The following is a 25,392-nucleotide window of genomic DNA, read 5'->3' as shown; positions in this document are numbered from 1 at the left end:
GCCGGCCTGTGGGCTCAGCCGTCGGCGTCGAGCGCGGCGTCGGCGCGGGCACAGTCGGCGGCAACTGCGTCCTGGTGACCACTGGCGTTGGCGTCCCGGACGAGCTCCATGGCCGCGCCGAGCGCGGCGAACTGGGCCGGGGGCATCACGTCGACCAGGAGTCGCCGCACGCCTTCCGCATGCACGGCAGCCACCTCGGCCAGCCGCGTATATCCCTCACACGTCAGGACGAGCTCGACGCCGCGCCGGTCGGCCAGGCAGGCCTGCCGCTCCACCCAGCCGCGCTTCTCCAGCCGAGACGCCGTGTGCGTGAGGCGACTGCGCGACTGCACGACGAGATCGGCGATCTCGGACATCCGCAGCCGGTGTCCCGGGGTCTCCGACAGCATGGAGAGGATCTCGTATTCGCTGAGCTGCAACCCCTGCCTCTGCAGATCGCGGTCCAGCGCCTCCTCGAGCAGGCGGCTCCCACGCAGATAGGCCCGCCAGGAGGTCTGTTCGGAGTCGGTAAGCCACCCGGCCGACACCTCGTCGTCCGGCGGTGCCTGCGTCGTCTGCGTGCTCATGGTCCCCCCACAGCTATTGACCCGATTCTAACGGGCAACGCCCCCTGACCAGCGCCTAGTTCCCGGCTCGGGCCGTCACCAGCAGGACCGGTTCGCGCTGACCTCAGCGCTACCCAGGCCGGCGCAGCTCGGCACGCCAACGGACGACATCGGCTTGGTCGTCACCGACGAGGCGCTCGATGCGGACCGTTTCGAGCCCGTCGTCGCCGAACGACTCGACGTCCTCGCGCAGCAGAGGCCACGGTGGGCCTTCGACCCGATCGCGTTCGGCGGCTGGGCCGTCGTGCCCGAAGGCGATGACGAGCAGCGTCCCACCCGGCGCGACCAGGGTGGGCACCGCGTGGATGGCGCGACTGCGCTCGGGTTCGGGCAACGCCTGCACGGTCATGCTCTCGACGACCAGGTCGAATGCCTGGTGCAGCTCCGGCGGCAGCGACAACAGGTCCGCGGTCCGGTAGTCGACGGAGGACTCGGGGAACCTCGTGCGGGTCCGGGCGACGGCCGCCGGCGACAGGTCGAACGCCGAGGTGGGGAGCCCGAGCGCGGCGAGGTACTCAGAGTCGCGTCCATAACCGGCACCGACCACCACGGTGCGTGGCCGGCGCCCACCGAGGCCGCCGTCCTCCACCCATTGCACGAGCAACGGGTTGGGAGTGCCGCGGTCCCATGGCACGACCACCTCCCCGCGGTCCGCCGCCACATAGAGCCGGTCGAACCATGACCTGGCGTCGGCCTCGTGCGCGTCCATCGCCACAGTCTCCCTCCTGGGATGATCGAATGGTCCGATGAGGCCAGCACGAGTCGGTGCGCTGATCGGTGCCGTGGGCGGTGTCCTCTTCGTGGCGATCAACGCGGGCGCCGTGCCGCAACCGTGGCCCGCCTACGTCCGTGGTGCTGGTGCGGTGTCCTTCCTGCTCGTCGTGTGGCTGGTGCTGCGGGTGCCGGACGACCCGAACGCCTACGCACCCGACTCGCGTCAGCTGCAGGCCTTCTGGATCACGGTCGCTCTCGAGGTGGTGGCCATCGTCGGGGGTGCCCAGCTGTTCATCCGGGTGTTCGACCGCCCGGATGCGACGCTGCCGTGGGTGGCGATCGTCCTCGGTGTGCACTGGCTGGTGTTCCACGTCGTCTTCACGCAGGACGTGTTCGTCTGGCTGGGCTGGCTGACCCTGGCCTGCGGGGTGGTCGGGATGGTTGTGGCGCTGACCCGGGCGGGCCCACCCGAGTCCGTGGCCATCGTGAGCGGCGTCCTCACCGGGGTGGTGATGCTCGGCTGCGTGGGCGTCGACGCCTCCCGCACCCGCAGGGCGCTGCTCAGGTGGAGGCAGACCTGACCTCGCCAAGCCCGCCGAGCCAGTCGGCCGCCTCGAGGGCGTAGTAGGTCAAGATCACCTGCGCCCCGGCCCGTCGGATCGAGGTCAGCGACTCGAGGGCACAGCGTTGCCGGTCGATCCAACCGCGCGCAGCCGCCGCTTCGATCATCGAGTACTCACCCGAGATCTGGTATGCCGCAACGGGTACCGTCGCCATCGCGGCAGCTGCGGCAATGACGTCGAGGTTGGTCAACGCCGGTTTGACCATCACCAGGTCGGCGCCCTCGTCGAGGTCGAGCTGGATCTCGCGCAGCGACTCGCGCCGGTTGGCCGGGTCCTGCTGATAGGCCGCCCGGTCGCCGACGAGCGAGGACTCGACCGCCTCGCGGAAGGGGCCGTAGAACCCGGAGGCGTACTTGGCGGCATACGCGAGCACGATCGTGTCGGTGAAGCCCGCCGCGTCGAGAGCCGCGCGGACGACGCGTACCTGGCCGTCCATCATGCCGCTCGGCCCGACGACGTGAGCGCCGGCGCGGGCCTGAGCGACCGCCATCGAGGCATACCGGTCGAGGGTGGCGTCGTTGTCGACCCTCCCGTCCTCAGTGAGCACCCCGCAGTGGCCGTGGTCGGTGAACTCGTCGAGGCAGAGGTCGGCCATCAGGACCAGGTCGTCACCGACCACGTCGCGGACCCGTCGGAGTGCAACGTTGAGGATCCCGTCGGGGTCGTCGGCCCCCGAACCGGCGGCGTCCCTGGCGAGGGGCACTCCGAAGACCATGAACCCGCCTACCCCAGCAGCCACACACCGTCGGGCCTGGTCGACGAGCGAGCCGAGGCTGTGCTGCACCACCCCAGGCATGCTGGCGATCGGGGTTGGCGAGCTCGCCCCCTCCTTGACGAAGACCGGGAGCACGAACTCGCGCGGGTGCAGCCGCGTCTCGGCCACCAGTGCCCGGACAGCCGGGTTCTGGCGCAGGCGCCGGGGCCGGACGACCGGGACGAGGGGGTCGCCCGGAGTCACTAGCCCCGGCGTCATCAGCGAGCTCGGCGCCGGGCGGCCGTCTTGGTCTCGCTCGGACGCAGCACTGGCTCGCCGGCCTCACGCGCCGCCGCGGCCAGCCCCAGACCGTGGGCCGCGAGCGCGTCGACGAGTGCGTCGGAGGAGGCGGTCGGCGCCAGGACGTCGACCCGCAGGCCAGCGTCCTCGGCTGCCTTGGCGGTCGCCGGACCGATCACGGCGACGACCGTGGACGGGTTCGGTTTGCCTGCGATGCCCACGAGGTTGCGGACCGTGGAGCTCGAGGTGAACACGACCGCGTCGTAGGCACCCGACTTGATCGCGTCGCGCACCTCGGGGGCCGGCGGGGCGGCACGGACCGTCCGGTATGCCGTCACGTCGTCCACCTCCCAGCCCATCTCGACCAGCCCGGCGACGAGCGTGTCGGTCGCGATGTCGGCGCGCGGCAGGAAGACCCGGTTGATGGGGTCGAGCAGGTCGTCGTACTCCGGCCACTCGGCCAGCAGCCCCGCGGCGGACTGCTCACCGGCCGGGACGAGGTCGGGGACCAGGCCCCAGTCGCGCAGCGCGCCCGCGGTCACGCCACCGACGGCGGCGATCTTCAGGCCGGAGAAGGCCCGCGAGTCGAGCCCGAACTCCTCGAACTTCTCGCGCACCGCACGCACCGCGTTGACCGAGGTGAAGCCGACCCACTCGTAACGCCCGGTGACCAGGCCCTTGATCGCTCGATCCATCTGCTGAGGAGCGCGGGGAGGCTCCACGGAGATGGTCGGCACGACGTCGGCGCGTGCGCCGTAGAAGGCGAGACGTTCCATCGTGGCCCCGGCCTGGTCCTTGGTGCGGGGCAGCAGGACGTTCCAGCCGAACAGTGGCCGGGTCTCGAACCAGGACAGCTCGGAGCGTAGTGCAACGCTGGATCCGACGACGGCCAGCGACGGGAAGTGCACCGCCGTGCTCCCGAGCAGGTCCTGGACCTGACCGAGCGTCGTGGTGTGGGTGACCTGGTTCGTGGTCGTGCCGCGTTCGGTCAGCATCACCGGCGTCTCGTCACCGCGGCCGGCAGCGCGCAATGCGGCGAGAGCAGTGGCCAGCGTGTCAGGGACGCCGAGGACGACGACTGTGACGTGGCCGGGGACAGCGGGCGCCCAGTCGTGCTTGCGGTCACCCGCGTCGACGACGTGGACGGCGGTCGACAGCTGCGTGGTCAGCGGCACACCGGCGTAGGTCGGCACGGCGGTCACCGCGCTCACACCCGGAACGACCTCGAAGGGGATCCCGGCCTTGTGCAGCGCCAGGGCCTCCTCCGCAAAACCGTTGAACAAAGAGGGGTCTCCGTCCATCAGGCGGACGACCAGACCGTCGCCACCCACGGACTTGGCAGTGCGGACCAGGATCTTGGCGCGGGACGCGCGAGTCAGCTCCTCGCCGTGCTCGCCGTGACCGGCGTCGACCACGGTGACGTCGGACCGAGCGAAACCGGCGACCATGTCGTGCCGGTTGACCTGGTCGATGACGACGGCGTCGGCGGCGGCGAGCCGGTCACGGGCTCGCAGGGTCACCAGACCAGGGTCCCCGGGTCCGGCTCCGACAAAAGCGACGCGGCCGGCTGGGTTGCCGGCGCGGTTGGTGGTGGTGGGGGTCACGAGACCTGCTCCGTATCAGAAGGGGTGCGGTGGGGTGCGGGGATGAGGGACGGATGTCGCTTCACGCCGTCGGGCGGGTGCGCGGGGGGTCGGCCAGGTGGATCGTCGACGTCGAGGTCGGCGGCGCCGTCCTCGAGCAGGAGGTCGGCCAGGCGTCGGCCTGCGTCCTGTGGGTGGTGCGCGGACGCAACGATCGAGCGACGAAGCAGGACCGACCCGTCGCGCGAACCGACGACAGCACGCAGCGAGAGCTCCAGGCCGTCCTCCCCCTCGACGATCTCCGCGAGTGCGCCGACGGGGGCCATGCACCCCGCTTCCAAGGCGGCGAGCAGAGCGCGTTCAGCGGTGACGCAGATCCTGCTGTCCGGGTCGTCGAGCTCAGCGAGCGCGGCAACGAGGTCGGAGCGGTCGACTCGGCACTCGATAGCGAGCGCTCCTTGGCCGGGCGCCGGCAGCATCTGCAGCGGGTCGAGCGTCTCGGTGACCTCGCCGAGGAGCCCCAGCCTGGCCAGTCCGGCCCGGGCGAGCACGACTGCGTCGAGCGACCCGGAGTGGACGAAACCGATCCGGGTGTCGACGTTGCCCCGGACCGGCATGACGTCCAGGCCGAGCCCTAGCCCGCGCAGCTGCGACTCCCGACGCGGGGAGCCGGTGCCGACGGTGGAGGCGTTGGGCAGCTCACCGAGGGTCAGTCCATCCCGGGCAACGAGCACGTCACGCGGGTCGTCGCGTGGCGGCACGGCAGCCACGACGAGACCCGGTTCCGAGGCGACCGGCAGGTCCTTGAGTGAGTGGACCGCCAGGTCCACGGTCCCGTCGAGGAGGCGACCGCGGATCGCGGCCGCGAACACGCCGGTGCCGCCGATCGTGGTCAGCTGGTGGGTCGAGGTGTCCCCCAGGGTCGAGATCGCCACCAGCTCGACCTCGTGTCCGCGTGCCCTCAGGGCGTGCGCGACGCGCTCGGACTGGGTGGTGGCCAGCGCGCTCCGCCGGGTGCCCAACCGCAAGGGCGTGGGTGTGGTCACGACTCACCTCCGAGGTTCCCGCGCAGTGGCGAGGGGGCAGGCGGGGTGGAGACTGTGGCGACCACGTGCGGGTCGAGGTCGAACAGCTCACGAAGCGCGGCCGCATACTCCTGGCCGTGGCCGTCGCTGCTGAGCTCCTTGACCCGCGCGGTGGGGGTGTGCAGGAGCTTCTCGACGACGCGGTGGATGGTCCGCGTGACCTCCGCCCGGGTGGCGGGGTCGAGGGCAGGCATCCGCTGGTCGAGCCGCTCCAGCTCGGCGTCGACCACTCCGGCGGCCCGCGAACGCAGCGCGGCGACCGTCGGTGCGACGGACGCCACAGCGCGACCCGTCAGGTATGCCGCCACCTCACCGGTGACGAGGTCGCGGACCTTCTGCGCCTGCGGAAGGCTGTCGACGTCGGCGAGTGCCGCCAGCTCCGCACCCAGCTCGGCCAGCCCGACCAGCTCGACTCCCGGCAAATCTGCGACGGCCCGGTCGACGTCGTGCGGCAGGGCCAGGTCGACGAGGACGAGTGGTCGTCCCTCGCGGCTGCGGGCGGCGGCCGTGATGTCCGCCACGCCGAGGACGTTGCCCACCGAGCCAGTCGAGCTGAGGACGACGTCGGCGCCGGCAAGCGCGTCCCCCAGCTCTGACATCGGGACGGCTGTGCCACCCGTGGCCTGCGCCAGCCGCTCGGCCTTGGCGAGCGTGCGGTTGGCGATGACCAGCCGCTGCGCACCGCGCCGGGCGGCCGTCGCCGCGACCAAGCCCGACATCCCACCGGCACCGACGACGAGGACCGACGAAGACGCGAGCGGCCCGAGCAGCGCCTCGGCGTGGTCGAGGCCGGACTCGACCAGAGACTTGCTGACGGTGTCGATCCCGGTCTCGCTGTGGGCCCGTTTGCCCACTCGAAGTGCTTGCTGCAGCAGGGAGTTGAGAGACGGGCCGGCGGTCGACGACTCTTGCGCCGTGCGCAGTGCCTCGCGCAGCTGGCCGAGTACCTGGACCTCGCCGATGGCCATCGAGTCCAGACCACAGGCGACGGTGAAGGCGTGGGCCACCGCCCGGTCCTCGTAGTGCACGTAGAGGTGTGACGTCAGCTCTGACAGACCCACGCCACTCAGGTCGGCCAGCACCTCACCGATCGTCGCGACCGCACCGTGGAAGGTGACCGCCTCCGCATACACCTCGAGGCGGTTGCAGGTGGACAGGACGACGGACTCCTCGACGGCGCCCGATGAGGCGACCCGCTGCGCGAGCACGTCGGCCGGGGCGGCGGCGAGCGCCTCGAGAAGGCCGATCGGTGCGGTGCGGTAGGACAGGCCGATGACGAGCAGGCTCACTGGGCGACCTCCAGCGAGGCCGGTCGCTCGTTCTGCATCTCGCGGAAGGCGAGCACGTGCAGTTCGGTGCTCAGGTCGACCCGGCGCACGTTGACCCCCGGGGGTGTGACGAGCACGACCGGGGCGAAGTTGAGGATCGAGCGCACCCCGGCCTGAGTCAGCGCGTCACACACCTGCTGGGCGGCCGACGCGGGTGTCGTGATCACGCCGATCGAGATCCGTCGCTCCGCGAGCACAGCGCCGAGGTCGGACATCGGGCTCACGAGCACGTCACCCACAGGAGTGCTGTTGGCCTGAGGGTCCTCGTCGAACAGCGCGGCGACCCGGAAGCCGCTTGCGGCGAACCCGGAGTATGCCGCCAGCGCTCGACCCAGGTTGCCGAGGCCGACGATGGCGACGGGCCAGTTCTGGGCCAGCCCGAGGGCCCGGGAGATCTCTACGGCGAGGTGGTCCACCTCGTACCCGACGCCACGCACGCCGTAGGAGCCGAGGTGGCTGAGGTCCTTGCGCAGCTGGGCCGACCGGACCCCGGCGGCGGTGGCCAGCTCCTCGGACGAGACGTTCGTGGTGCCGCGCTCGGCGAGGTCGGTGAGGGCGCGCAGGTACTCCGGCAGCCGGGTGACGGTCGCGTCGGGGATCTCTCGACGGAACGCAGGTACGGCGTTGGGGTGCGCGGTCACAGTGCACCGGCTCCTTTCACCTGTTACCGTCCCTGCGCCGACCATGGCCTGACCGCCAAGCGGCAGATGCTGTCTCGCGATGGTCATCTGGACGGGATGGAGCGCGTGGTTTGAATTCAGACTAAGCGTTTGTGAAGCACTGCACAAAGTCGAAGGACACGCGTCGGACCACCCCGCCGACGTCAGCGGGGTGCGCGACGCAGAGCCGCCCGCAGCCGATCCGGCGAGACCCGCCAGAAGTCGTGCGGAGCGCCGTCCACCAGGGTGACCGGGATCTCCTCCCAATACTGCTCACGCAGGGCGTCGTCGTCGTCGATGGACCACTCCTGCCACCCGACCCCGAGCTCCTCAGCCACCTCGGACACGACCTCCCTTGCCTCGTCGCACAGATGGCACCCAGGCCGTCCGATCAGGGTGATTCGCGGGTCGTCCGGTTGACCTTCCACCCTCCTAGTCTGACCGATTCTGCGAGTTGGTTCACGCAACCCCCCCGGCGGTGCCAGACTGTCGCCGATGTCAGTCACGCACCTGTCCGGTTGGCCTGGGCGCCGCCGCTCGGGAGGCCGCCAAGCCGCTTTCCAGCGCACCCTGAGGGACGCACAGCCGGCATACGGGCTAACCGGTGGCACTGTGCCGGGGCTGGCCGACCTGCGCATCCTCCTCGCGCAGGCCGTAGGAAGCGACCCGCTTGTCTCACGCACCGGCGGCAGCCACCCGGATCGCAGCCGGGGCGCCAGTCGTCCCGAACGCTCCCCGGACGTCGTCGACCCGCGCGTGGTCGCCCTGGTAGACCTGGCCCGCGGTGGCGACGTCGAGGCCTTCGGCCAGCTCTACGAGATGTACGTCGGCGTTGTCTACCGCTACGCCTTCGTCCGAACCGGTACGCGTCAGGCGGCCGAGGACATCACGTCGGAGACGTTCATGCGGGCCCTCGGGCGCATCGGCTCGTTCACCTGGCAGGGCCGGGACATCGGCGCATGGTTCATCACGATCGCCCGCAACCTGCTGACCGACCGGGCCAAGTCCGCGCGGTTCCGTCTCGAGGTGACCACCGCCGACCTGCTGGAGACCGCCGATCTCGGTCACCCGGCTTCCGCACCGGGACCCGAGGACCTGGCGCTGCTCCGCAGCCGTGACGAACGGCTGGTCGAGGCGATCCGTCGGTTGACCGATGACCAGGCAGAGTGCCTGGTGCTCAGGTTCCTGCACGGGATGTCGATCGCCGAGTGCGCGCAGATCCTCGGACGCAACGAGAACGCCGTCAAGCAGCTCCAGCTGCGCGCTGTCCGGTCGCTCAGGAAGGAGCTGGGCGATGCCCCCCTCTGACCTGGCGCTGTCACTCACGGTGCTTTCGGCGGCCTACGCCCCCGTAACTTGGGGTTGCTTCAGTCGTTGTGCAGTGGTGACCCCCGCACCGGTGAGCGTCGTCGCCAGTCGGTTGATGTTCCAAGGATGTTCATGGCCTTTCTGAACCGCGCGAGCGACCGGCTGCAGACCGCCCTCCAGGGCGGCCCAGCCGATGACTCGCTGTGCCCCGACATCGAGGTCCTGCGGGCCCTCGGCAAGGTGCGGCTCGGCCAGAACGCGTACGGGCCTGACCCGGCGTTCGTCGCATCGCTGGCCGAGCGGTTGCTCGCTCAGCAGCCCATGCCGCAGACCCGCCCGGTCTTTGTGACGGCGGGTCGACACCGCTACCCGGTGGGGCTCGCACCGAGCCGTGGACCCGTCGTCTCGATCGTCCAGAACACCGTCCCCCGAGTCGCCGCCTCGATGGGTGCCTCGGCGTTCGTGGTTGGGGCGGTGCTCGGAGTCTCCTCACGCGCCTCGATGCCCGGCCAGACGCTCTACCCCGTCAGCAACCTCATCGACGTCGCCGCGGTCAGCCTCGCCGGCTCGGACCAGTCGCGTGGTGAGACGTTGCTGAGCCAGGCGGAGCGTCACATCGGGCAGGCTCAGGAGCTCGCCTCGATGGCGCGCCGACCGGGCTCGAGCGCCACGGCGGACGACGTCCAAGCGGCGCTGCAGGGAGCGCTCGACACCGCGAGCACGGCCCGCCAGACACTTGAGCAGGACTTTGCGTTGCGCGGAGACTCCAGCTCGCTCGTCGCCCTGCGGGACTTCACCCTCCGGGTGACTCCCGCCCTCGCGGCCCTGGTCGGCAGCGTGCCCGAGACGGCACGGTCCCTCGCGGGCCAGCTCCAGAGCGCCGTCACCCAGATCGGCGCGGTAGCGTCCACGGGTCTCACAGCGTGCCCGGCATGCCTCCCGGTCGTCGCCTTGACCAACCCGCAGCTGACCTCGTCGAACATCCCACTGCCCTCGGACGGAAGCCTCTCGGGTGGAACCTCCGCGGGTGGAACCTCCCCGGGTGGAACCTCCCCGGGGGTCGGCGAGTCGAGTACCTCGGGTGCGCGTGACACCTCAGGAGGCACGGTCTCCGTTGGTCCGCCGGCGTCTGGCGGACCGGCCGCGGGCTCTCCCACGGGTTCCGCAGGCATACCTGCCAGCCCTCCCCCCGCCTCCTCGGGTTCCCCCGCCGCACCACCGGCTGAGTCCGCGCCTCCGGTAAGTCCTCCCGACCCCTCGGCCCCGCCGACAGACGGCACGACCACGGTGCCGACCGGGTCGGCGGGCCAGCCGTCCGGCGCGCTCGACGGCAGCACGGGATCCAGCGGCGCGACCATGACGCCGGCGCCGCCGGTCACCATCCCGACCCCTCCGGTCGTCTCACCTCCGGCCGCGGCCGTTCCCCCGGCCCGGGCCCAGACCTCGGCCCCGGCCCCGGCGGACGGGGGTGTCAGCAAGGGCTCGAGCAAGGACTCGAGCAAGGACTCGAGCAAGGACTCGAGCAAGGATGCTGACACGGTCATCCCGCAGAACCCCCCCGGCCAGGGCACGAAGGGGACCGGGACAGCAGGGTCACCAGACGCACCGGGGACGCCCGGAACACCAGCGACGCCCGCCACCGACACCGCCAGCGCGCCGACGCCGGCTGCGCCGGCCGCCGAACCGTCCGCAGCGGCCCCGACGGCTCCCTGACCCACCGCCGGATTTCGGATCCTCACCCGGCGCCCATTCAGCCCTCAGCTACACCCAGGGCTCGTCTCGCGCGTCCGGGAACGGGCCGTGACCGGCATACGGACAGGTGTGGGCCTCAGAAGAAGGCGGACCGGCGCTGCATGAGCAGCGAGTAGAGGGTCTGCTGGATCGTCTCGCGGGTGCGGTCGGTCAGGTCGAAGATGAGCATCGGGTCGTCGGCCGCGCCCGGACCCAGGTCGGCCGTCTCGACCGGCACGCCGAACTCGATGATCCACTTGCTGGGCAACGGGATCAGGCCAAGCGGACCCAGCAGCGGCCAGGTCGGTGTGATCGGCGCATAGGGCGCTCCGACGAGCCGGGCGAACGTCTTCATGTTGCCGAGCATCGGGTAGATCTCCTCGGCGCCGACGATCGAACAGGGGATGATCGGCACCCCGGTGCGGATTGCGGAGGCGACGAAACCGCCGCGGCCGAACCGTTGCAGCTTGTATCGCTCACTGAACGGCTTGCCGATCCCCTTGAACCCCTCCGGCCACACACCCACGAGCTCACCGCCGCGCAACAGCCGTTCAGCGTCGACGTTGGCCGCCAGGGTGGAGCCCGACTTGCGGGCCATCTGGGCCACGAACGGCGTCTGGAAGACGAAGTCCGCCCCCAGCATCCTCAGGTGCCGGTGGGCGGGATGCTCGTCGTAGACCGCCACCTGCGTCATCAACGAATCGAGCGCCAGGGTGCCCGAGTGGTTGGAGACGACGAGGCCCCCCCCTTCGGCGGGGAGATTCTCGATCCCCCGCACCTCCACCCGGAACCACCGACGGTAGAGCGGTCGCAGGAACGGGAGGTAGGCGTTGACCGTGAAGTCCTCGTCGAAGCCGAAGTCGTCGACCTCGAAATCCCCGGTCAGCCGTCGCCGCAGGAAGGCGAGGGTATCTGCCACCTGTCTCTCGACCTGGTCCGGCGCCACACCCGACGCGGCGACCACGGTGCGCAGCGCCGCCACCCCCGCCTTGACGAGATCCTCGATGCCGGGTGCCAGGACACGAGACGTTTCCTGGGCTACTGGGACCGGCTCGTCGGAGTATGCCTCGGACAGCTCAGGGACGGCATGGAGGGCCCGGGTGCCAGTGGCGGCGGACGGGGTTCGCGGTTGGGCCCGCCCCCCCGACCGCGCAACGGCTTTAGCCGACGGGGCGCTGGGCCGACCGGCGGGGCGAGGTCGGTGCTTGGGTGTCTTCGGTGTCGTCGGGGCCCTGGGTGTGGTCGACGACACAGGAGGCAACACTGGAGGGGACATTGGAGGCAACACCATGGGCCCCGGTGACGCCGAGGTCGTGGGCCGCGAAGGGAGCGGGACGGCGCTCAGCAGGGGAGTGCCGCGGCGTCGGGCTCGCTCACCGATGGCGCGCGCGGCTCCCGACGCGAGCACGGAGGTGCTTGAGCTGCTCGACGTGCTCGATGACGCCGCCTTCTTGGTGGCTGCCTTGTTGGTGGCCGCCTTCCTGATCTGTCTCTTTTTCGCCGGCGTCTTGTTGGGGGCCTGTGCTGGCTCGGCTGAAGTCGCCTTCGGCGTCCCGCTCCTGGTGCTCGGTGGCGTCACCAGGCACCCCGCCCGGCGAGGACCTGGGACAGTGCACCGGCGGCCATCCCGGCGGCGTCCTGGACCGCGTGGCCGAACGTCGTCGCCCCGGGCAGCAGAGCGGGGACGTGGCCGGCGAAGTCGAGGAACGCCTGCTTCGTCGTGAACTGCGGCTCGAACCCCAGCGACTGCCGCATCCGGGTCGTATCGAGGCCCCGCCCGAAGGCGAGGAACTGCATCTGGTCGTCCGAGAAGTCCGCGAGACCGGTGCGCTTCACCATGCCGCCGAGGATGCCGGCGGCCTGCAACGGCACCGGGAGGATCGGCCGGCCGACCATCGCGGCGGCCTGGGCGAGGGTGATGATCCCGTCACCCGCCACGTTGACGTTGCCGAACGCCCCGGGCGCCATGGTCGCGCGGACCAGCGCGGCCGTTGCGTCGTGCTCGTGGACGAACTGCATGCGCGCGTCAAAACCCAGCGGAGCGAGCACGACGGGCAGCGAGAAGTAGTCGGTCATCGAGGTGCGAATTCCGGGGCCGATGATGTTGGCCAACCTCAACGTCGTGATCCCCACATCCGGGCGGCGGCGAGCGAACCCGCGTACGTATCCCTCGACCTCGACCGAGTCCTTGCCGAAACCCGCGCGGGGCAACGACTTCGGGCCCATCTCCTCGGTGAACATCGCCGGGTCCCGGGGTGACGACCCATAGACGGCCGCGGATGACTTCACGACGAGCCGGGTCAGCGCGTCGGCCTTCTGGCAGGCAGCGAGCAGCTGCATCGTGCCGATGACGTTGATCTCCTTCTGGGAGGTCCGTCCACCGGCGGAGAGCGGCGTCGCGATGACGTTCATGTGCACGACAGTGTCGACGCCGGCCTGGCTGATGATCTTGCCGATCATCGGGTTGCGGATGTCCGCCCGCACGAACTCGGCCCGGCCGATCGGGTGGGGCGGCGGCACCACGTCGACGCCGATGATGCGCGTGAGGGAGTCGTCGGAACCGAGTGAGCGGGCGAAGGCGCCTCCGAGGTAGCGCGAGACGCCGGTGACGAGCACGACCGTTGCCACGAGACACCCCCTTCCGCAAGCCTGCCTTTTCGATCCTACCTAGCGAGGCCCTTCCGGCCCGCTGCGGGACAGGTCGCCAGGCGCAGGCCAGGTGGACCGCACGTCGGGACGACAAAGGCCCCCACCGAGTGCGGCGGAGGCCAGCGTCGTACGCCTGTCCGGCTACTTCTTGTTACGGCGCTGGTGGCGCGTCTTGCGCAGCAGTTTGCGGTGCTTCTTCTTCGCCATCCGCTTGCGGCGCTTCTTGATGACTGAACCCATAGAACATCCTCGCGTGGTGGGGCCTGCAGAACCGGTGGTGGAATGCGTGTCGTCGCGCTGGTGCAGACGCGATGGGGATCACCGCACGACACTGGCCCAACTGATCTGCACGATCGTACCGTCCTCGCGCGAGGGGCCCAAACCGCCGACGCATCCGGGCAACGAGCCCGAGCCGGTATGCGGCTCACCCGCTCGCGTCGGCGCTGGACGCGGCGAGGGGCGGACCGCCAAGCGGTCCACCCCTCGCAGGACGCGCAGTGTGCTCGATCACTCGGGCAGGCCCGAAGGCCTCACGCGGTGTCGACGAACGACGTGCGCAGGTAGGTGTGCACCTCGTCCTCGGGTACCCGGAAAGAGCGTCCGACGCGGACGGCCGGCAGATCTCCTGCGTGGACGAGGCGGTAGACGGTCATCTTCGACACGCGCATGATCGAGGCGACCTCGGCGACGGTGAGAAACCGCACCTCGGCGAGCTGACGCTCAGTGGACATGATGACCCTCGATCTGCACCCGCACCAGCGCCGGCTTCCCCTCCGGCGAAGGACTGAGCGGGTGCAAGAGGTCACTCTAGGGGCAGGTGTGACGCTTGGGGAAGCCTGCAGCAAACCCGAGTCTCCGTAAGCTCCCAGGGCCTGCCAGGTCAGTCGAACCAGACGTCGAGACCGTGCAGCGGGAACGCGGCCCGCCGCGTCGCCATGATCGCCTGGTCGACCGTGTCTTCGGGGTCGTAGCCGACGTCCCACGACCGCCACCAGAGCGGCCCGGCGTCACGTGCTCGGTCGCCCATCCGCCGCGGAGCGGGCCGCCCCGTCAGCTGCTGCACGTAGTCCCGCCACGACTCGGGGACCGCCACCTCGACCGGGATCGGCCGATGCGTCGCGATGGCAGTCAGGTGCGTCCAGGCACGCGGGACCACGTCGACGATCTCGTACCCGCCGCCGCCCAGGGCGACCCACCGACCGTCGCAGAGCTCGTGGCTGAGGTCGTGCAACGCCAACGCTGCGGACCGCCCCGCGTCGACGGTCAACGCCATGTGTGCCAGCGGATCCTGGATGTGCGTGTCGCAGCCGTGCTGGGTCACCAGGATCTGAGGCCGGAACGATCGCACCACGGGCAGGACGGCGGAGTGGAAGGCGCGCAGCCAGCCGGCGTCGCCGACTCCCGGGGGCAGCGCGACGTTGACGGCCGACCCCTGCGCGCGTGGGCCGCCCAGGTCCCCCGGCCACCCGGTACCCGGGAAGAGCGCCCGCCCCGACTCGTGGATGGACACCGTGAGCACGCGTTCGTCGTCCCAGAAGATCCGTTCCACGCCATCGCCGTGGTGGACGTCCACGTCGACGTAGGCGACCCGCTCGACACCCTGGTCGAGCAGCCACCTGATCCCCACGGCCACGTCGTTGTAGATGCAGAAGCCCGAGGCCGCATCCGGCATCGCGTGGTGTAGCCCTCCGCAGAAGTTGACGCCGTGCGCCGACTGCCCGGTGAGGACCGCTTCGCAGAGGTCTCTCGTCCCGGCCACGACCAACGCGCTCGCGTCGTGCATCCCAGAGAACGCCGGGTCGTCGCCGGTGCCGATGCCGTGGCCGAGATCCTCCGTGTCCGGGTCGTCGGAGGCCCGACGGACGGCCTCGATGTAGCCACGGTCGTGCACGGTCGCCAGCAGGTCGTCGCTCGGCATGCTCGGATGGACCATGTGGACGTCGGGGTGGTCGAACAGGCCGAACGCCGTGCAGAGCCGCGCCGTGAGGTCGAGCCGCAGCGGGGACATCGGATGGGTGGGCCCGAAGTCGTATCTCGTGAACCCGGGGTCCCAGACGACCTGCGCCTGCGTTGGCATGGCCGCGAGGCTATCCCCTCGGCGCCCTGCACCCGTGGACAGCCACCCTGCCCGTACCGTGCTGGCACCGTGCTAGAGCAGGAAGACGGGCCGTCCCCGGTCGTCGCCGACGGGCAGGAGCATCGCGATCTCCTCCTCGCCGTCGTCCGACTGCACGCGCATCGGACGCCGGGAGTCGGTGGGGCGGAACCCGATCCCGCTCGCGAAGGCGACAGCACGACCATTGTCGGTCCCGACCCAGTACGCCACGTGGCTGCGGCCGTCCTCGAGTGCCCGCTCCGCCGACGCCTCGACCAACCGGGTCGCCACGCCGGTGCCCCGGCTGGACGGAGCGACCCACAGCCCGAAGATCTCGCCGATCCTTCCTTCGTCGTCCCTGGCCTGGCCGAGGCTGACCACACCGAGCTGCTCGATCCCGTCGTCCTGCTCGCGTTCGGCGACGAGTCGGGTGGACCGGCGCATCCGCTCGCGCCAGAACGCCTCGTCGTAGTCCTGCTCTTCCTCCACGCTCGCCACGAACGCGTCGGGGGAATCGCTCAGCGCAGCCAGCCGGATGCTCCGGAACAGCTGCCAGTCCTCCTCGCCCAGCGGGCGCACCGTGACGTCGCTCATGGGGTCAGCCTTCCACGTCGGGGGCCCGGGCGACGAGAGGGCGGTCCATGACGAGCTCATGGAGATCGTCCTTGCGAGGGTGCGGGTTGCGGATCCCCGTGTCGACAAACCCCATCCGGGCATACAGCTCGATGGCTGGGCTGTTGCTGCTCGTCGCCTCGAGGCGGACCCGATCCTGCCCCCGTCGCTGCGCGTCGTCGATGACGGCCTGCACCAGCCGGACCGCCACACCACGACGGCGAGCGTCCGGGACGACGTACATGGCGATGAGAGTGGTGGTACCGGGTTGCTCGTCGGGGTCGTCCCAGAGGCCGACCGACCCGACCGATACGCCGTCGACCCGAGCCTGCAGGTGCCGCTGACCGGCGATCCGGATGCGCCAGCCCCACTCGTCGAGGTCGGCGACCTCGGCGTACGTGGTCCAGAACGCGTCCGGTGTCTCGCGCAGCATGTCGAGCCGGAGTCGGGAGTGGCTGCGCCAGTCGTCCGGGGTCACCGCGACCACTTCGAGCCGGCCCAAGGCATGCGAGTCAGGCATACGGGTCAGGCATCCGGGTCAGTCAAGCGGCGACGCGAGCTCGTGTGAGCGTGACGCTGCAGCCTCTATAGCGGTGATGAACGCGGCCCGCACCTTGTGGTCGTCGAGCTGGCGCAGGGCAGCGACGGTGGTCCCGCCCGGCGAGGACACCCGCTCACGCAGCACGGTGGGGTGCTCCCCGGTCTCCTTGAGCATCGTGGCGGCCCCGTAAAGCGTTTGGACCACCAGCTCTGTCGAGGTGGAGCGAGGCATGCCGAGGACCACTCCCGCCTCGATCATCGCCTCGACGACGTAGAAGATGTATGCCGGGCCGCTGCCGGAGATCGCGGTCACCGCGTCGAGGTGCTTCTCGTCCAGCCGCACGACCTTGCCGCAGGACCGCAGCAGCGCCTCGGCCTCGTCCAGGTGCTCGTCGGTGCAGTGCCTCCCGGGTGAGACCGCGGCCATGCCCTGGTCGACGAGCGCCGGCGTGTTGGGCATCACCCGCACGACCGAGGAGCCGTCGGGCAGCCGCGACTCGAGGAACGCGGTGGTGATCCCCGCCGCGAGCGACACCACGACGTTGCCGGGGACGACGTGCTCGCTGATCTCAGCAAGCAGGCCGGTCATGTCCTGCGGCTTGACCACGAGCACGAGCACGTCGGCGGCCGCTGCGGCCGCTGCGTTGTCGAGGACCCGGACGCCGTACTTGGCCTTCAGCTTCTCGGCGTGGTCGGCCCGGCGCTCGGTGATGACCAGCTCCTCCACGGTGCGCCCGGACCGGATCAGCCCCGACAGCAACGTCTCGCCCATGACGCCGGCGCCGAAGATCGCAGTGGTGGTGGGCACGGCTCAGCCCCTCGTCGCGACGCCGCGCAGGAAGAAGGCGAGGTTTGCGGGCTTCTCCGCCATCCTGCGCATGAGGTAGCCGTACCACTGCTCGCCGTAAGGGAGGTAGACGCGCATCTGGTCGCCCCGGTCGGAGATCCGCTGCTGCTCGTCGGGTCGGATGCCATAGAGCATCTGGTATTCGAAGGACTGCGGGTTGCGACCGTGCTTGGCCGCGAGCGCACCGGCGATCTCGATCAGGCGAGGGTCGTGGCTGGCGACCATGGGGTAGCCGTCGCCGGCCATCAACACCTTGAGGCAGCGCACGTAGGACTTGTCGACGTCGGCGCCGTTCTGGAACGCGACCGACTCGGGCTCCTTGTAGGCCCCCTTGCACAGTCGGACCCGGCTCCCCGCCTCCACGAGGTCTCGGCAGTCGGCCTCGGTGCGGTAGAGGTATGCCTGCACGACCGCCCCGACGCCCGGGAAGTCCTGGCGCAGCTCGACCAGAGACTCCAGCGTCGAGTCGGTGGTCGTGTGGTCCTCCATGTCGAGGGTGACCGTGGTGCCGGCGTTACCCGCAGCGCGGCAGATCTGCCGCGCGTGCTCGAGGGCGATCGCGTTGCCGTCCCCCGGCAGGGCCTGTCCGAGCGCGCTGAGCTTGAGGGAGACCTCCGTGACGCCACCGAGCGTGAGGTCGGCTGCGGCCAGGGCGTCGAGCAGCTCGATGTATGCGTCCCGCGTGTGCTCGGCCTGCGCCCGGTCGGTGGTGTCCTCGCCCAGGTAGTCGATGGTGACCATGCGTTCGGTCGCGTGCAGGTCACGGGTCGCCCGCACGGCGTCGGCGGTCAGCGTGCCGGGGACGAAGCGGCGGACGACGGCTCGGCTGATCGGTGCCTTCTTGATGACGTCCCGGACTGCGGTGGACGAGGCGAGCTGGAGCAGGCCGTTGCGCAACAGGTCACTGGCTTCCACCCGAGCAATGTATCTGGCGGCCTCAGGGTATGCGTCGGCGAAAGCGGGCTAGTGGAACTCGGCCAGTTTGTCGTACTTCTTCGCCAGCAGGTAGCACACAGTGACCCGAGACTTGGCCCGGTCGCCCGCCATCTGGTCCAGCACGGCACCGAGCGCGGCGTCCAGGTCGGCGTCGGAGTCGGTGAGCGCCAGCTTCTTCTTCATGAACCCGTCGCGGACCGTGGCCCGCTCGACCGGGTCGGACGCCGAGACCAGCGACGAGTCCCGGCCGCGGAGTGCGATACCTAGGTGCTTGACGATCCCACCAATCGCCGCCTCGTCGGGGTTCGGGTCGTACTTCTTGACATCCGGTAGATACGTCGCAGCTTCAGCCATGATCTGGTGTCCTTCGCACTCCGGGGAACTGGGCAATCAGAATGTCCCATAGTCAGCAGCGTTAACCAAGGACATCAGCCCGCGCTCACCGAAACCACCGGGACCTCGACCGTGGTCAGTTCGCTCTACTGCGCCCGGTGACCTCGTCACCCGGCGGAGGTCTGGCGGAGGTCTGGCGGAGGTAAGGTACGGTCTGCCGACGTGGACAGCGGGGGTCGACTGTCTCGGGTCTGTGCGGGAGCTATGAGTCCCGGCGACCGGCGACATACCTTTGGCGTCACTCAAGCGTGTGAGGAGCGGGCAACGTGTCAGGTCGGTCCCTGAGGTCTCACGGCGGTCTCGCGGCGGTTCTGACCGCCCTCCTGCTGATGACGACGCCCTCGATAGCGGCCGCCGCCAGTCTGCCCACCAACGGTGCCACCCCTGCTCCGACACCGACCTCCGCCGCACCGTCGGCGGCCACGACGTCGACGACCCCGACCCCGCGCACCGCGAGCACGCCGACCGATCCCCCCTCCTCCTCGGCCACCCCCGCAGCCCCGGCGGCGCGGACGGCCACGGCGGGCACGGCGGCCACGGCGGGAACGGCGGCGGTTCCACCGGTCCTCCCGCAGAAGGTCGGCGTCGACAAGACGGCCGCCGTCGCTGGTGGGGGGCCGCTCACGCCGGGCAAGACGATCACCTACACCCTCGACGCGCGCTGCTCCGGCCTGCAGTCGGGGTGCGTCAACGCGACCCTGACCGACGTGCTGCCGACAGGCCTCGACGTGACCAACCTGCCCCCGAGCATCCCCGGCCTTTACACCGTCGCCTACGTCGCTGCCACTCGGACCCTGACCGTCACCTTCGTGCAGAAACTGCGCACCCCGCCGAACACCAAGGGAATGGCCGACGGCACCGCCCAGACGATCGAGGTCGGTCTGCGGCTGCCCCCCAACACCGATCTCGCCGACGGCACGATCATCCCGAACACCGTGGACTTCACCGCCGACAACTCGGCGCCCGCCACCTCCGAGGTGACCACCCCGGTGAGCATCCCCGTCGTCGTCAAGCCGGTCACCAGCAAAATCTGGGCTCCGTCCAGCGCGGTCGCCGAAAGCGGCGCCGAGAGCACCATCGCCCTCGGCGTGAAGAACCAGTCCTCCACGTCCGCGAAGGTGACGAGCCTCACCGTCGAGGACTCCGCCAAGGCGACGTTCAACACCTTCGACTACACCGGCGCCACCCTGACCGCCTTCCCGGCGGGCGCGAACCGGGCGCAACTGCTGGTCTGCACCGCTCCCGCGGGCACGTGCACCGACGCCGACTACCAGCCGGGGCCGGTCGTCTCGGCCACCGGCGCGCTCCCACTGCCCGCCAGCATCGAGGCGCCATTCGTCACCGCAGTCCGGGTCCGCTTCACCGACAACGCCGGCGCGGTGCTGCCCGGGCCTGACAACGGCCCAGGCGGCACGGCCACGCTCGGGATGAAGCTGCGCTCCTCGGACCGCTCCACCGGCCAGCCCCTCGACCCGCCGAAGGCGCTGACCATCAGCAACTGCGCCACGACGACGGCGGTCAACCAGGGGACTCCGGCCTCCGCCACGAGCAACCCGGGGTGCGCGAACTTCACGGTCATCCCCAACGTCGTCTCGCTCGGCACCGGCAAGAGCTTCTTCCCCGACACCAACGGCAACTACAAGCAGGACAGCGGCGAGTATGCCGTTCTGGGCGAGAGCTCTCCTGTCTCGGCGCTGATGGCCGTGCAGAACAAGTCGGCTTTCCCGGTGGCCTCACTGACCATCACCGAACCGTCGGCGACGTCGCCGAACGAGTTCGCCAAGGTCGACGTCACCTCGATCCAGGTGCTGCTGCCTTCCGGCGCCACCCAGGCCGTCCTCACGGTCACCTGCCGCGACGGCTCCACCGTGGGCCCCCGCACGTTCACCTCCAACCAGAGCTCGCTTCCCACCGGCTGTCCGGACACGTCGCCACCGTCGAAGATCTCGGTGACCTACTCCGGCACCGACGCCCAGGGCAGCGGGACGATCGCCAAAAACGCCACCGCCACCCTCGGCTTCCACGGCAACCTCAACGCCAAGGTCGACAACAGCGACGTGCCCACCCAGAGCAACCCCGGCGCCGGGGTCGACAACTGCGCGGACATGGCGATCTCGCGCGACGCGCGCGGCAGCGGCACCGGCTCCGGCACCGCCTGCAAGACGCTGCCGGTGCAGCTGCCCAAGGTCAGCGGGCCGGGCGTCAAGACCAGCTCGCAGGGCTCCGTCCCGCCCGGCCAGCCGATCGTCTTCGGGCTCAACCTGACGAACAACGGCAACATCGACCTCGTCCGGCCCGGCATCGCCGACCCGCAAGTCGACGGCGCGGGCAACCCCGCGGCACCCAACCCCTTCGACAGCCTGCAGATCACCGGTGTCTCAGTGAGCACGAACTTCGGCGCTTCGCCCAAGGTCAGCGTGCAGCTCTTCGACCCGGGCGCCGGCTGGGTCGCCTATAGCACCGACGCCGCCCTGCTCGCTCGCGCCAAGGGCGTGCGCGCCGTCGTCGAGGGCAACCTGGCGCCGACCCAGAGCGTCAACCTGACGATCTCCACCCTGCGCCGCGACGGCGTGCCCGACGACCAGACCATCACCAACTGCGCGTACACGGTCGGCGCCGACGGCACCCGCTACCCCGGCATCGACCCCTGGTGCTCCCCGAGCCTGATGACCGGCCCGGCCAGCGCGAGCGCGTCGCTGAACAAGAACATCGTGCCTGGCTCGCTGCCGCGGCCCATCGCCGGGCTCCCCCAGCAGAACGCGCAAGTCAAGATCGCGACGGGCAACGACGGCAACCTCAGCCTCAAGCGCCTGGTCACCGCCGACACCGACACCGACTTCTTCGACGGCGTTGACTTCGTCAAGGTCGACGGGGTCAACTTCCCGCCCGGCGCCGACCGGGTGCAGCTCGACGTATGCACGTCCGCGGCCGCCTGCACCGCCGGCACCTTCGTCACCGGGGCGCCGACCAACAGTGCCACACCAGGACTGCCCGGCGGCGTCACCGCGAGCCAGGTGCGCGGGGTGCGCTTCACCTTCACCAGCAGCAGCGGGGCCAACGGCGGCTACAACCTGACGCCGGGGTCCAACCTGACCGGTGGCGGCGCCTGCGCCAACGCCACGGCGTGCTTCTCGGTGACCCCACGCGCGACGCTGGTCAGCGGCGGCCCGGTCCCCGCCACCCTCACCGACACCGTCACAGGCGGTCTCGAGTCGCGGCTCCAGAACCCTGGCACCTTGCAGCCGATCGCGCCGAACGACGCCACCCTCACCTTGACCCAGGGCAGCCCGCAGCTCTCGTTCGCCAAGGGCCCGGACTCCAACGTCGCGCCCGGCCAGCCCGCCCCGTTCAGCCTGACGGTGAAGAACACCGGCACGGCAAACATCCCCAACCTGCTCGTCAGTGACCCGATCCCCGCCGGCCTCGACTTCGACGACACCTGGAACGGCAGCACGGTGGACGGGCAGAGCGTGCCCTACAACATCGTCGTCACCGGCCTGCCGGCCGGCGTGAACCCGCCGGCCAAGGTCACGTTCACCCCGACAGTGTCCGGCACCCGGATCACCGAGGTGGCGTGGGACTTCGGCGACTGGCAGATGCCCCCGAACGCGCAGGTGGAGATCCAGTTCCAGACCAAGCTCGCGCCGGGCGCCGTCGCCGGCCGGGTGATCACCAACAAGGCCGGCGCGACCTCCCCGGCCCCGGGCCTGACCTGCCAGAACGGCCCCACCGATCCTGGCTTCCTCGGCGGCAAGTATTGCACCGACACGGCCAATGTCACCACCAACGCGGGTGCTGCCTTCAACGCCAAGAAGTGGGTCGCCGGCAACCCAGCGCTCGGGTGGTTCAACACCGTGACCGGCCTGCCGGTGCCCGTCGGCGACGAAAGCTGCCCGACCTACACCCCCACCGGCACGAGCTACACGGCTTACCCGTGCATCGCGCTGGTCAACCCGGGCGACCAGTTCGACTACGTCATCCAGGTCGTCAACGCCGGCACCGAGCCGGGCACCCAGATGCGGCTCGTCGACGCCTTCCCGGCACCCGGTGACACCGGCGTCGTGCTGACCGGCGAGAAGCGCGGCACCCAGTGGGCCAACCGGCCCACCCTGGTCACACCGCCCACTCTGATCCGGCCGCCGACCCCGGGTGGAGCCGCGCTCGTCGACACCTTCACCGACGGTGCGGTCTGCGGCGCAGACCTAGACCTCACCGGCGTCAAGACCTGCCCGCCCGGGTCGTGGTCGGCCGCCTTCGGCCCCAACAACACGGGCGTGAAGATGGATCTCGCGTTCCGCCCTGCGCTCGCGCCGGCCGGCGAGGTCGACCTCACCTTCTCGATGAAGACGCCCCTCGTCGTGCCGCAGGTCGCCAACCCGACAGTCGCGTGGAACTCGTTCGGCCACTCCGAGAAGACGTTGAAGGGCGACGGCTCCGCTCGGGTGCTGCCCCCGACCGAGCCGCTGAAGGTCGGCGTCGCGACCGCATACAACGGCCTGAGGCTAGGGAAGGCGATCGGTGCTAACCCGGCCAACCTGCCGTTGAACGACCTGGCCTTCCCGTTCCACGTCACGTGCGTCATCACCCCCATCGGCGGCCCACAGCAGACCGTCCTCGACAAGGACTACGAGGTCTCGGCGAGCACCCCGGTGACCGTTCCGGGCCTGCCCGCGGGAGCCCGCTGCGAGGTCTACGAGAAGGACGCGCTTGGTGGGGTCACCGACCACCCGCAGGGCTCACCCGTCGTCGTGAACATCACACCGGGGTACGGCGAGACGCCGACCGTGCAGACCGCGACGATCACCAACAGCTTCCCCGACGCGGTGCTGCTGATCGACAAGAAGGTGCAGGGCGCGGCGGCCTCCTTCGGGGTGGGCCCGTTCGAGGTCGAGGTCAGCTGCATCTTCCGCGGCCAGGTCGTCAAGGGCTTCCCCAAGCTCGTCACCTTCAACGGCGCTGGTGAGCAGCGGATCACCGGCGTGCCTGCTGGCGTGCGGTGCTCGGCGGTGGAGACGGCCACCGGGTCGGCGACCAGCGTGACGTACCTGCCCGCACCCAACCCGCCGGCCGAGGGCTCCGGCATCGTCACGACGGTCGACGGCACGCCGCAGACCATCGCCGTGACGAACACGTTCGACCTCGGCGGCCTCGTCGTCGCCAAGACGGTCAGCGGCGCCGGTACCCCGCAGTTCTCCGGCGGCCCGTTCACGTTCGTCGCCGCCTGCACCTTCAACGGTGGCAAGTTCGAGCGCAGCCTCACCGTCACCCGTGACCCGGCCTCCGGGGCATACACCTCCACCGTCGCGACCGGACCGATCGGCTCCGTCTGCGTCGTCACCGAGACGGACAGCGCCGGCGCGGACAGCACGCCCCCACCGGTCACCGTCACCATCGCCAAGGGACCAGCGCAGGGCGGCCGACAGGCCGACACAGTGATCGCCGCGTTCGGCAACGAGTTCTCGGCCGGAACGCTGCAGCTCGAGAAGACCCTGACCGGCCCGGCAGCCGGAGAGACGTGGGCCACCGACGCGTCCTTCACCGTGCAGGTGACCTGCCAGCGGGAGGTCGCCGGCGTCCGCGAGACCCTGTTCTCTGGCCCGGTCACGATCAAGGGCGGCCAGGTGCTGCCAGTCCTCAGCGCCGGCCAGCCGCTGAGGCTCCCGGTCGGGTCGCGGTGCTGGGGTGTCGAGAGCGACACTGGCGGCGCGACGTCGAGCACCGTCGCACCGAGCTCGTGGGAGACCGCGCCACCGGTGACGGTCCAGGTTCCCGCGACGGCTCCCCAGCAGCTCATGATCGCCGCAACGAACACCTTCGACTACGGCTCGCTCCAGATCGGCAAGGTCGTCGACGGGCCGGCAGCCGGTGTGGCACCCGTGATCGAGTTCCCGCTCCAGCTGTCCTGCGTCCTGCCGACCGGCAGCGGCGACACTCCGATCGTCACCGACCAGGCGTTCACCCTGCGCGCAGGGGCCAGCACAACCTTCGAGAAGCTGCCGGTCGGAGCTCGGTGCTGGGTCGTCGAGACCGGCGACGGGGGCGCCACCACCGTGACGATCGACCATGGGTCTGCGACCGACGCGGTCGTCGTCACCGGCCCCGGCAGCTCGCCCGCGGCCACGATCACCGCACGCAACACCTTCGCTGCAGCCACCGTCGAGGTGAGCAAGAAGGTCGTCGGCGACGGCAGTGCGGGGCCTTACACGTTCACGCTGTCCTGCCTGCTCACCGGCTCCGACGGCGCCATCCTCCAGGTGCCACTCGCCTCGACCGATGCGCGGTTCACCCTGTCATCCGGAGGCAAGCACACCGTCCTGGTGCCGGTGGGCTCGACCTGCACGGCAGCCGAGGTCGGTCCACCCTCCGGCGACACGGTGTCGGTCGTCGACTCCGACGCGGCCACGTCCGGAGGCGCTGCTGACGGGGTGGTCGGCAAGGTCAAGGGCACGGCGACGGTCGCCTTCACCAACACCTTCACCAACACCCCGCCCCCCGCACCGCAGCCAGGCGGCAACGCAGGTATGCCTGCGACCGGCGCGCAGCTTCTCCCCGCCGTTGTGGCTGGGGGGGCCGCACTGCTCTTCGGTCTCGCCTTACTGCTGTTCTCCCGCTATCGCCGCGAGACGGACTGATCAGCTCGATCGGTGGGTGGCTGCCGGTCCCGGGCTTCACCGCTGAAGCAACGATGCT

22 protein-coding genes are annotated in these 25,392 nt (G+C 70.4%); 4 read left to right on the top strand and 18 right to left on the bottom strand.

Features of this window, described 5'->3' with window-relative positions; translation table 11 throughout:
* Positions 1-14 precede the first annotated feature (14 nt).
* Both ABI385_RS01050 and ABI385_RS01045 read right to left on the bottom strand, forming a co-directional pair.
* Positions 15-566, bottom strand: coding sequence for a MarR family transcriptional regulator (locus ABI385_RS01050; protein WP_348101873.1), 552 nt, complete (start codon positions 564-566; stop codon positions 15-17).
* A gap of 109 nt (positions 567-675) precedes the next feature.
* Positions 676-1,314 carry a class I SAM-dependent methyltransferase gene (locus tag ABI385_RS01045; RefSeq protein WP_348101872.1) on the bottom strand — a complete coding sequence of 213 codons (639 nt, stop codon included), beginning with the start codon at positions 1,312-1,314 and terminating at the stop codon, positions 676-678.
* Positions 1,315-1,351: 37 nt separating this feature from the next.
* On the opposite strand from ABI385_RS01045, the gene ABI385_RS01040 reads away from it, so the two are divergent.
* Positions 1,352-1,900 (top strand): hypothetical protein, encoded by a 549-nt coding sequence (locus ABI385_RS01040; protein ID WP_348101871.1) that lies wholly within the window; start codon positions 1,352-1,354, stop codon positions 1,898-1,900.
* On the opposite strand, the gene hemB is transcribed toward ABI385_RS01040, so the two are convergent.
* The 6 genes from hemB to ABI385_RS01010 form a co-directional block, all read right to left on the bottom strand.
* A complete protein-coding gene (gene hemB, locus ABI385_RS01035; protein WP_348101870.1) occupies positions 1,881-2,915 on the bottom strand; it encodes a porphobilinogen synthase in 1,035 nt (344 codons plus the stop codon). The genes ABI385_RS01040 and hemB overlap by 20 nt on opposite strands.
* Entirely contained in the window at positions 2,915-4,540 is a 1,626-nt protein-coding gene (locus ABI385_RS01030; protein ID WP_348101869.1) for a uroporphyrinogen-III synthase, read from the bottom strand. The genes hemB and ABI385_RS01030 overlap by 1 nt, the downstream gene beginning before the upstream one ends.
* Positions 4,537-5,565, bottom strand: coding sequence for a hydroxymethylbilane synthase (gene hemC, locus ABI385_RS01025; RefSeq protein WP_348101868.1), 1,029 nt, complete (start codon positions 5,563-5,565; stop codon positions 4,537-4,539). The genes ABI385_RS01030 and hemC overlap by 4 nt, the downstream gene beginning before the upstream one ends.
* Positions 5,562-6,893: a glutamyl-tRNA reductase gene (locus ABI385_RS01020; RefSeq protein WP_348101867.1), complete on the bottom strand. Its 1,332-nt coding sequence runs from the start codon at positions 6,891-6,893 to the stop codon at positions 5,562-5,564. Before ABI385_RS01020 ends, hemC begins: the two co-directional genes overlap by 4 nt.
* On the bottom strand, positions 6,890-7,573 hold the full coding sequence (locus tag ABI385_RS01015; protein ID WP_348101866.1) for a redox-sensing transcriptional repressor Rex: 684 nt from the start codon (positions 7,571-7,573) through the stop codon (positions 6,890-6,892). The genes ABI385_RS01020 and ABI385_RS01015 overlap by 4 nt, the downstream gene beginning before the upstream one ends.
* Before the next feature lie 182 nt (positions 7,574-7,755).
* The gene (locus ABI385_RS01010; protein ID WP_348101865.1) at positions 7,756-8,019 is read right to left on the bottom strand and encodes a glutaredoxin family protein; all 264 of its coding nucleotides are present in this window, start codon (positions 8,017-8,019) and stop codon (positions 7,756-7,758) included.
* Between the two features lie 67 nt (positions 8,020-8,086).
* Here ABI385_RS01010 and ABI385_RS01005 point away from each other — a divergent pair, with 67 nt between their 5' ends.
* Both ABI385_RS01005 and ABI385_RS01000 read left to right on the top strand, forming a co-directional pair.
* On the top strand, positions 8,087-8,899 hold the full coding sequence (locus ABI385_RS01005; RefSeq protein WP_348101864.1) for a sigma-70 family RNA polymerase sigma factor: 813 nt from the start codon (positions 8,087-8,089) through the stop codon (positions 8,897-8,899).
* A 132-nt stretch (positions 8,900-9,031) separates the two neighbouring features.
* Positions 9,032-10,612, top strand: coding sequence for a DUF5667 domain-containing protein (locus ABI385_RS01000; protein WP_348101863.1), 1,581 nt, complete (start codon positions 9,032-9,034; stop codon positions 10,610-10,612).
* A 115-nt stretch (positions 10,613-10,727) separates the two neighbouring features.
* Here ABI385_RS01000 and ABI385_RS00995 read toward each other — a convergent pair whose 3' ends face one another.
* The 10 genes from ABI385_RS00995 to ABI385_RS00950 form a co-directional block, all read right to left on the bottom strand.
* Positions 10,728-11,549, bottom strand: a complete 822-nt coding sequence (locus ABI385_RS00995) for a lysophospholipid acyltransferase family protein (protein WP_348101862.1) — start codon at positions 11,547-11,549, stop codon at positions 10,728-10,730.
* Positions 11,550-12,205: 656 nt separating this feature from the next.
* Positions 12,206-13,258, bottom strand: a complete 1,053-nt coding sequence (locus ABI385_RS00990) for an NAD-dependent epimerase/dehydratase family protein (RefSeq protein ID WP_348101861.1) — start codon at positions 13,256-13,258, stop codon at positions 12,206-12,208.
* Positions 13,259-13,420: 162 nt separating this feature from the next.
* Positions 13,421-13,519, bottom strand: coding sequence for a 30S ribosomal protein bS22 (locus ABI385_RS00985; protein ID WP_003792170.1), 99 nt, complete (start codon positions 13,517-13,519; stop codon positions 13,421-13,423).
* Between the two features lie 290 nt (positions 13,520-13,809).
* Entirely contained in the window at positions 13,810-14,010 is a 201-nt protein-coding gene (locus ABI385_RS00980; RefSeq protein ID WP_348101860.1) for a helix-turn-helix domain-containing protein, read from the bottom strand.
* 149 nt (positions 14,011-14,159) lie between these two features.
* A complete protein-coding gene (locus ABI385_RS00975) occupies positions 14,160-15,356 on the bottom strand; it encodes an acetoin utilization protein AcuC (protein ID WP_348101859.1) in 1,197 nt (398 codons plus the stop codon).
* Positions 15,357-15,428: 72 nt separating this feature from the next.
* Positions 15,429-15,968 carry a GNAT family N-acetyltransferase gene (locus tag ABI385_RS00970; RefSeq protein ID WP_348101858.1) on the bottom strand — a complete coding sequence of 180 codons (540 nt, stop codon included), beginning with the start codon at positions 15,966-15,968 and terminating at the stop codon, positions 15,429-15,431.
* Between the two features lie 4 nt (positions 15,969-15,972).
* Positions 15,973-16,506, bottom strand: a complete 534-nt coding sequence (locus ABI385_RS00965; protein WP_348101857.1) for a GNAT family N-acetyltransferase — start codon at positions 16,504-16,506, stop codon at positions 15,973-15,975.
* A gap of 18 nt (positions 16,507-16,524) precedes the next feature.
* Positions 16,525-17,334 carry a pyrroline-5-carboxylate reductase gene (proC, locus tag ABI385_RS00960; protein WP_348101856.1) on the bottom strand — a complete coding sequence of 270 codons (810 nt, stop codon included), beginning with the start codon at positions 17,332-17,334 and terminating at the stop codon, positions 16,525-16,527.
* A gap of 3 nt (positions 17,335-17,337) precedes the next feature.
* Positions 17,338-18,288 carry a proline dehydrogenase family protein gene (locus ABI385_RS00955; protein WP_348101855.1) on the bottom strand — a complete coding sequence of 317 codons (951 nt, stop codon included), beginning with the start codon at positions 18,286-18,288 and terminating at the stop codon, positions 17,338-17,340.
* Between the two features lie 48 nt (positions 18,289-18,336).
* Entirely contained in the window at positions 18,337-18,663 is a 327-nt protein-coding gene (locus tag ABI385_RS00950) for a DUF2853 family protein (protein WP_348101854.1), read from the bottom strand.
* 305 nt (positions 18,664-18,968) lie between these two features.
* Between ABI385_RS00950 and ABI385_RS00945 the strand changes: the two genes are divergently transcribed.
* Positions 18,969-25,334, top strand: coding sequence for a DUF5979 domain-containing protein (locus tag ABI385_RS00945; protein WP_348101853.1), 6,366 nt, complete (start codon positions 18,969-18,971; stop codon positions 25,332-25,334).
* Positions 25,335-25,392: the final 58 nt, after the last annotated feature.

It is taken from the genome of Lapillicoccus sp., from assembly GCF_039935575.1.
Taxonomy (GTDB): Bacteria; Actinomycetota; Actinomycetes; order Actinomycetales; family Dermatophilaceae; genus Lapillicoccus.
Note: the sequence above shows the minus strand (reverse complement) of the source record. Positions and strands in the feature narration are given on the sequence as shown.

What these genes read in the sequence shown, in the direction of transcription:
- ABI385_RS01050 (WP_348101873.1), bottom strand. Translation starts at nt 566, where the DNA reads ATGAGCACGCAGACGACGCAGGCACCGCCGGACGACGAGGTGTCGGCC.
- ABI385_RS01045 (WP_348101872.1), bottom strand. Translation starts at nt 1,314, where the DNA reads ATGGACGCGCACGAGGCCGACGCCAGGTCATGGTTCGACCGGCTCTAT.
- ABI385_RS01040 (WP_348101871.1), top strand. Translation starts at nt 1,352, where the DNA reads ATGAGGCCAGCACGAGTCGGTGCGCTGATCGGTGCCGTGGGCGGTGTC.
- hemB (WP_348101870.1), bottom strand. Translation starts at nt 2,915, where the DNA reads ATGACGCCGGGGCTAGTGACTCCGGGCGACCCCCTCGTCCCGGTCGTC.
- ABI385_RS01005 (WP_348101864.1), top strand. Translation starts at nt 8,087, where the DNA reads ATGTCAGTCACGCACCTGTCCGGTTGGCCTGGGCGCCGCCGCTCGGGA.
- ABI385_RS01000 (WP_348101863.1), top strand. Translation starts at nt 9,032, where the DNA reads ATGGCCTTTCTGAACCGCGCGAGCGACCGGCTGCAGACCGCCCTCCAG.
- ABI385_RS00985 (WP_003792170.1), bottom strand. Translation starts at nt 13,519, where the DNA reads ATGGGTTCAGTCATCAAGAAGCGCCGCAAGCGGATGGCGAAGAAGAAG.
- ABI385_RS00980 (WP_348101860.1), bottom strand. Translation starts at nt 14,010, where the DNA reads ATGTCCACTGAGCGTCAGCTCGCCGAGGTGCGGTTTCTCACCGTCGCC.
- ABI385_RS00975 (WP_348101859.1), bottom strand. Translation starts at nt 15,356, where the DNA reads ATGCCAACGCAGGCGCAGGTCGTCTGGGACCCCGGGTTCACGAGATAC.
- ABI385_RS00970 (WP_348101858.1), bottom strand. Translation starts at nt 15,968, where the DNA reads ATGAGCGACGTCACGGTGCGCCCGCTGGGCGAGGAGGACTGGCAGCTG.
- ABI385_RS00965 (WP_348101857.1), bottom strand. Translation starts at nt 16,506, where the DNA reads ATGCCTGACTCGCATGCCTTGGGCCGGCTCGAAGTGGTCGCGGTGACC.
- ABI385_RS00950 (WP_348101854.1), bottom strand. Translation starts at nt 18,663, where the DNA reads ATGGCTGAAGCTGCGACGTATCTACCGGATGTCAAGAAGTACGACCCG.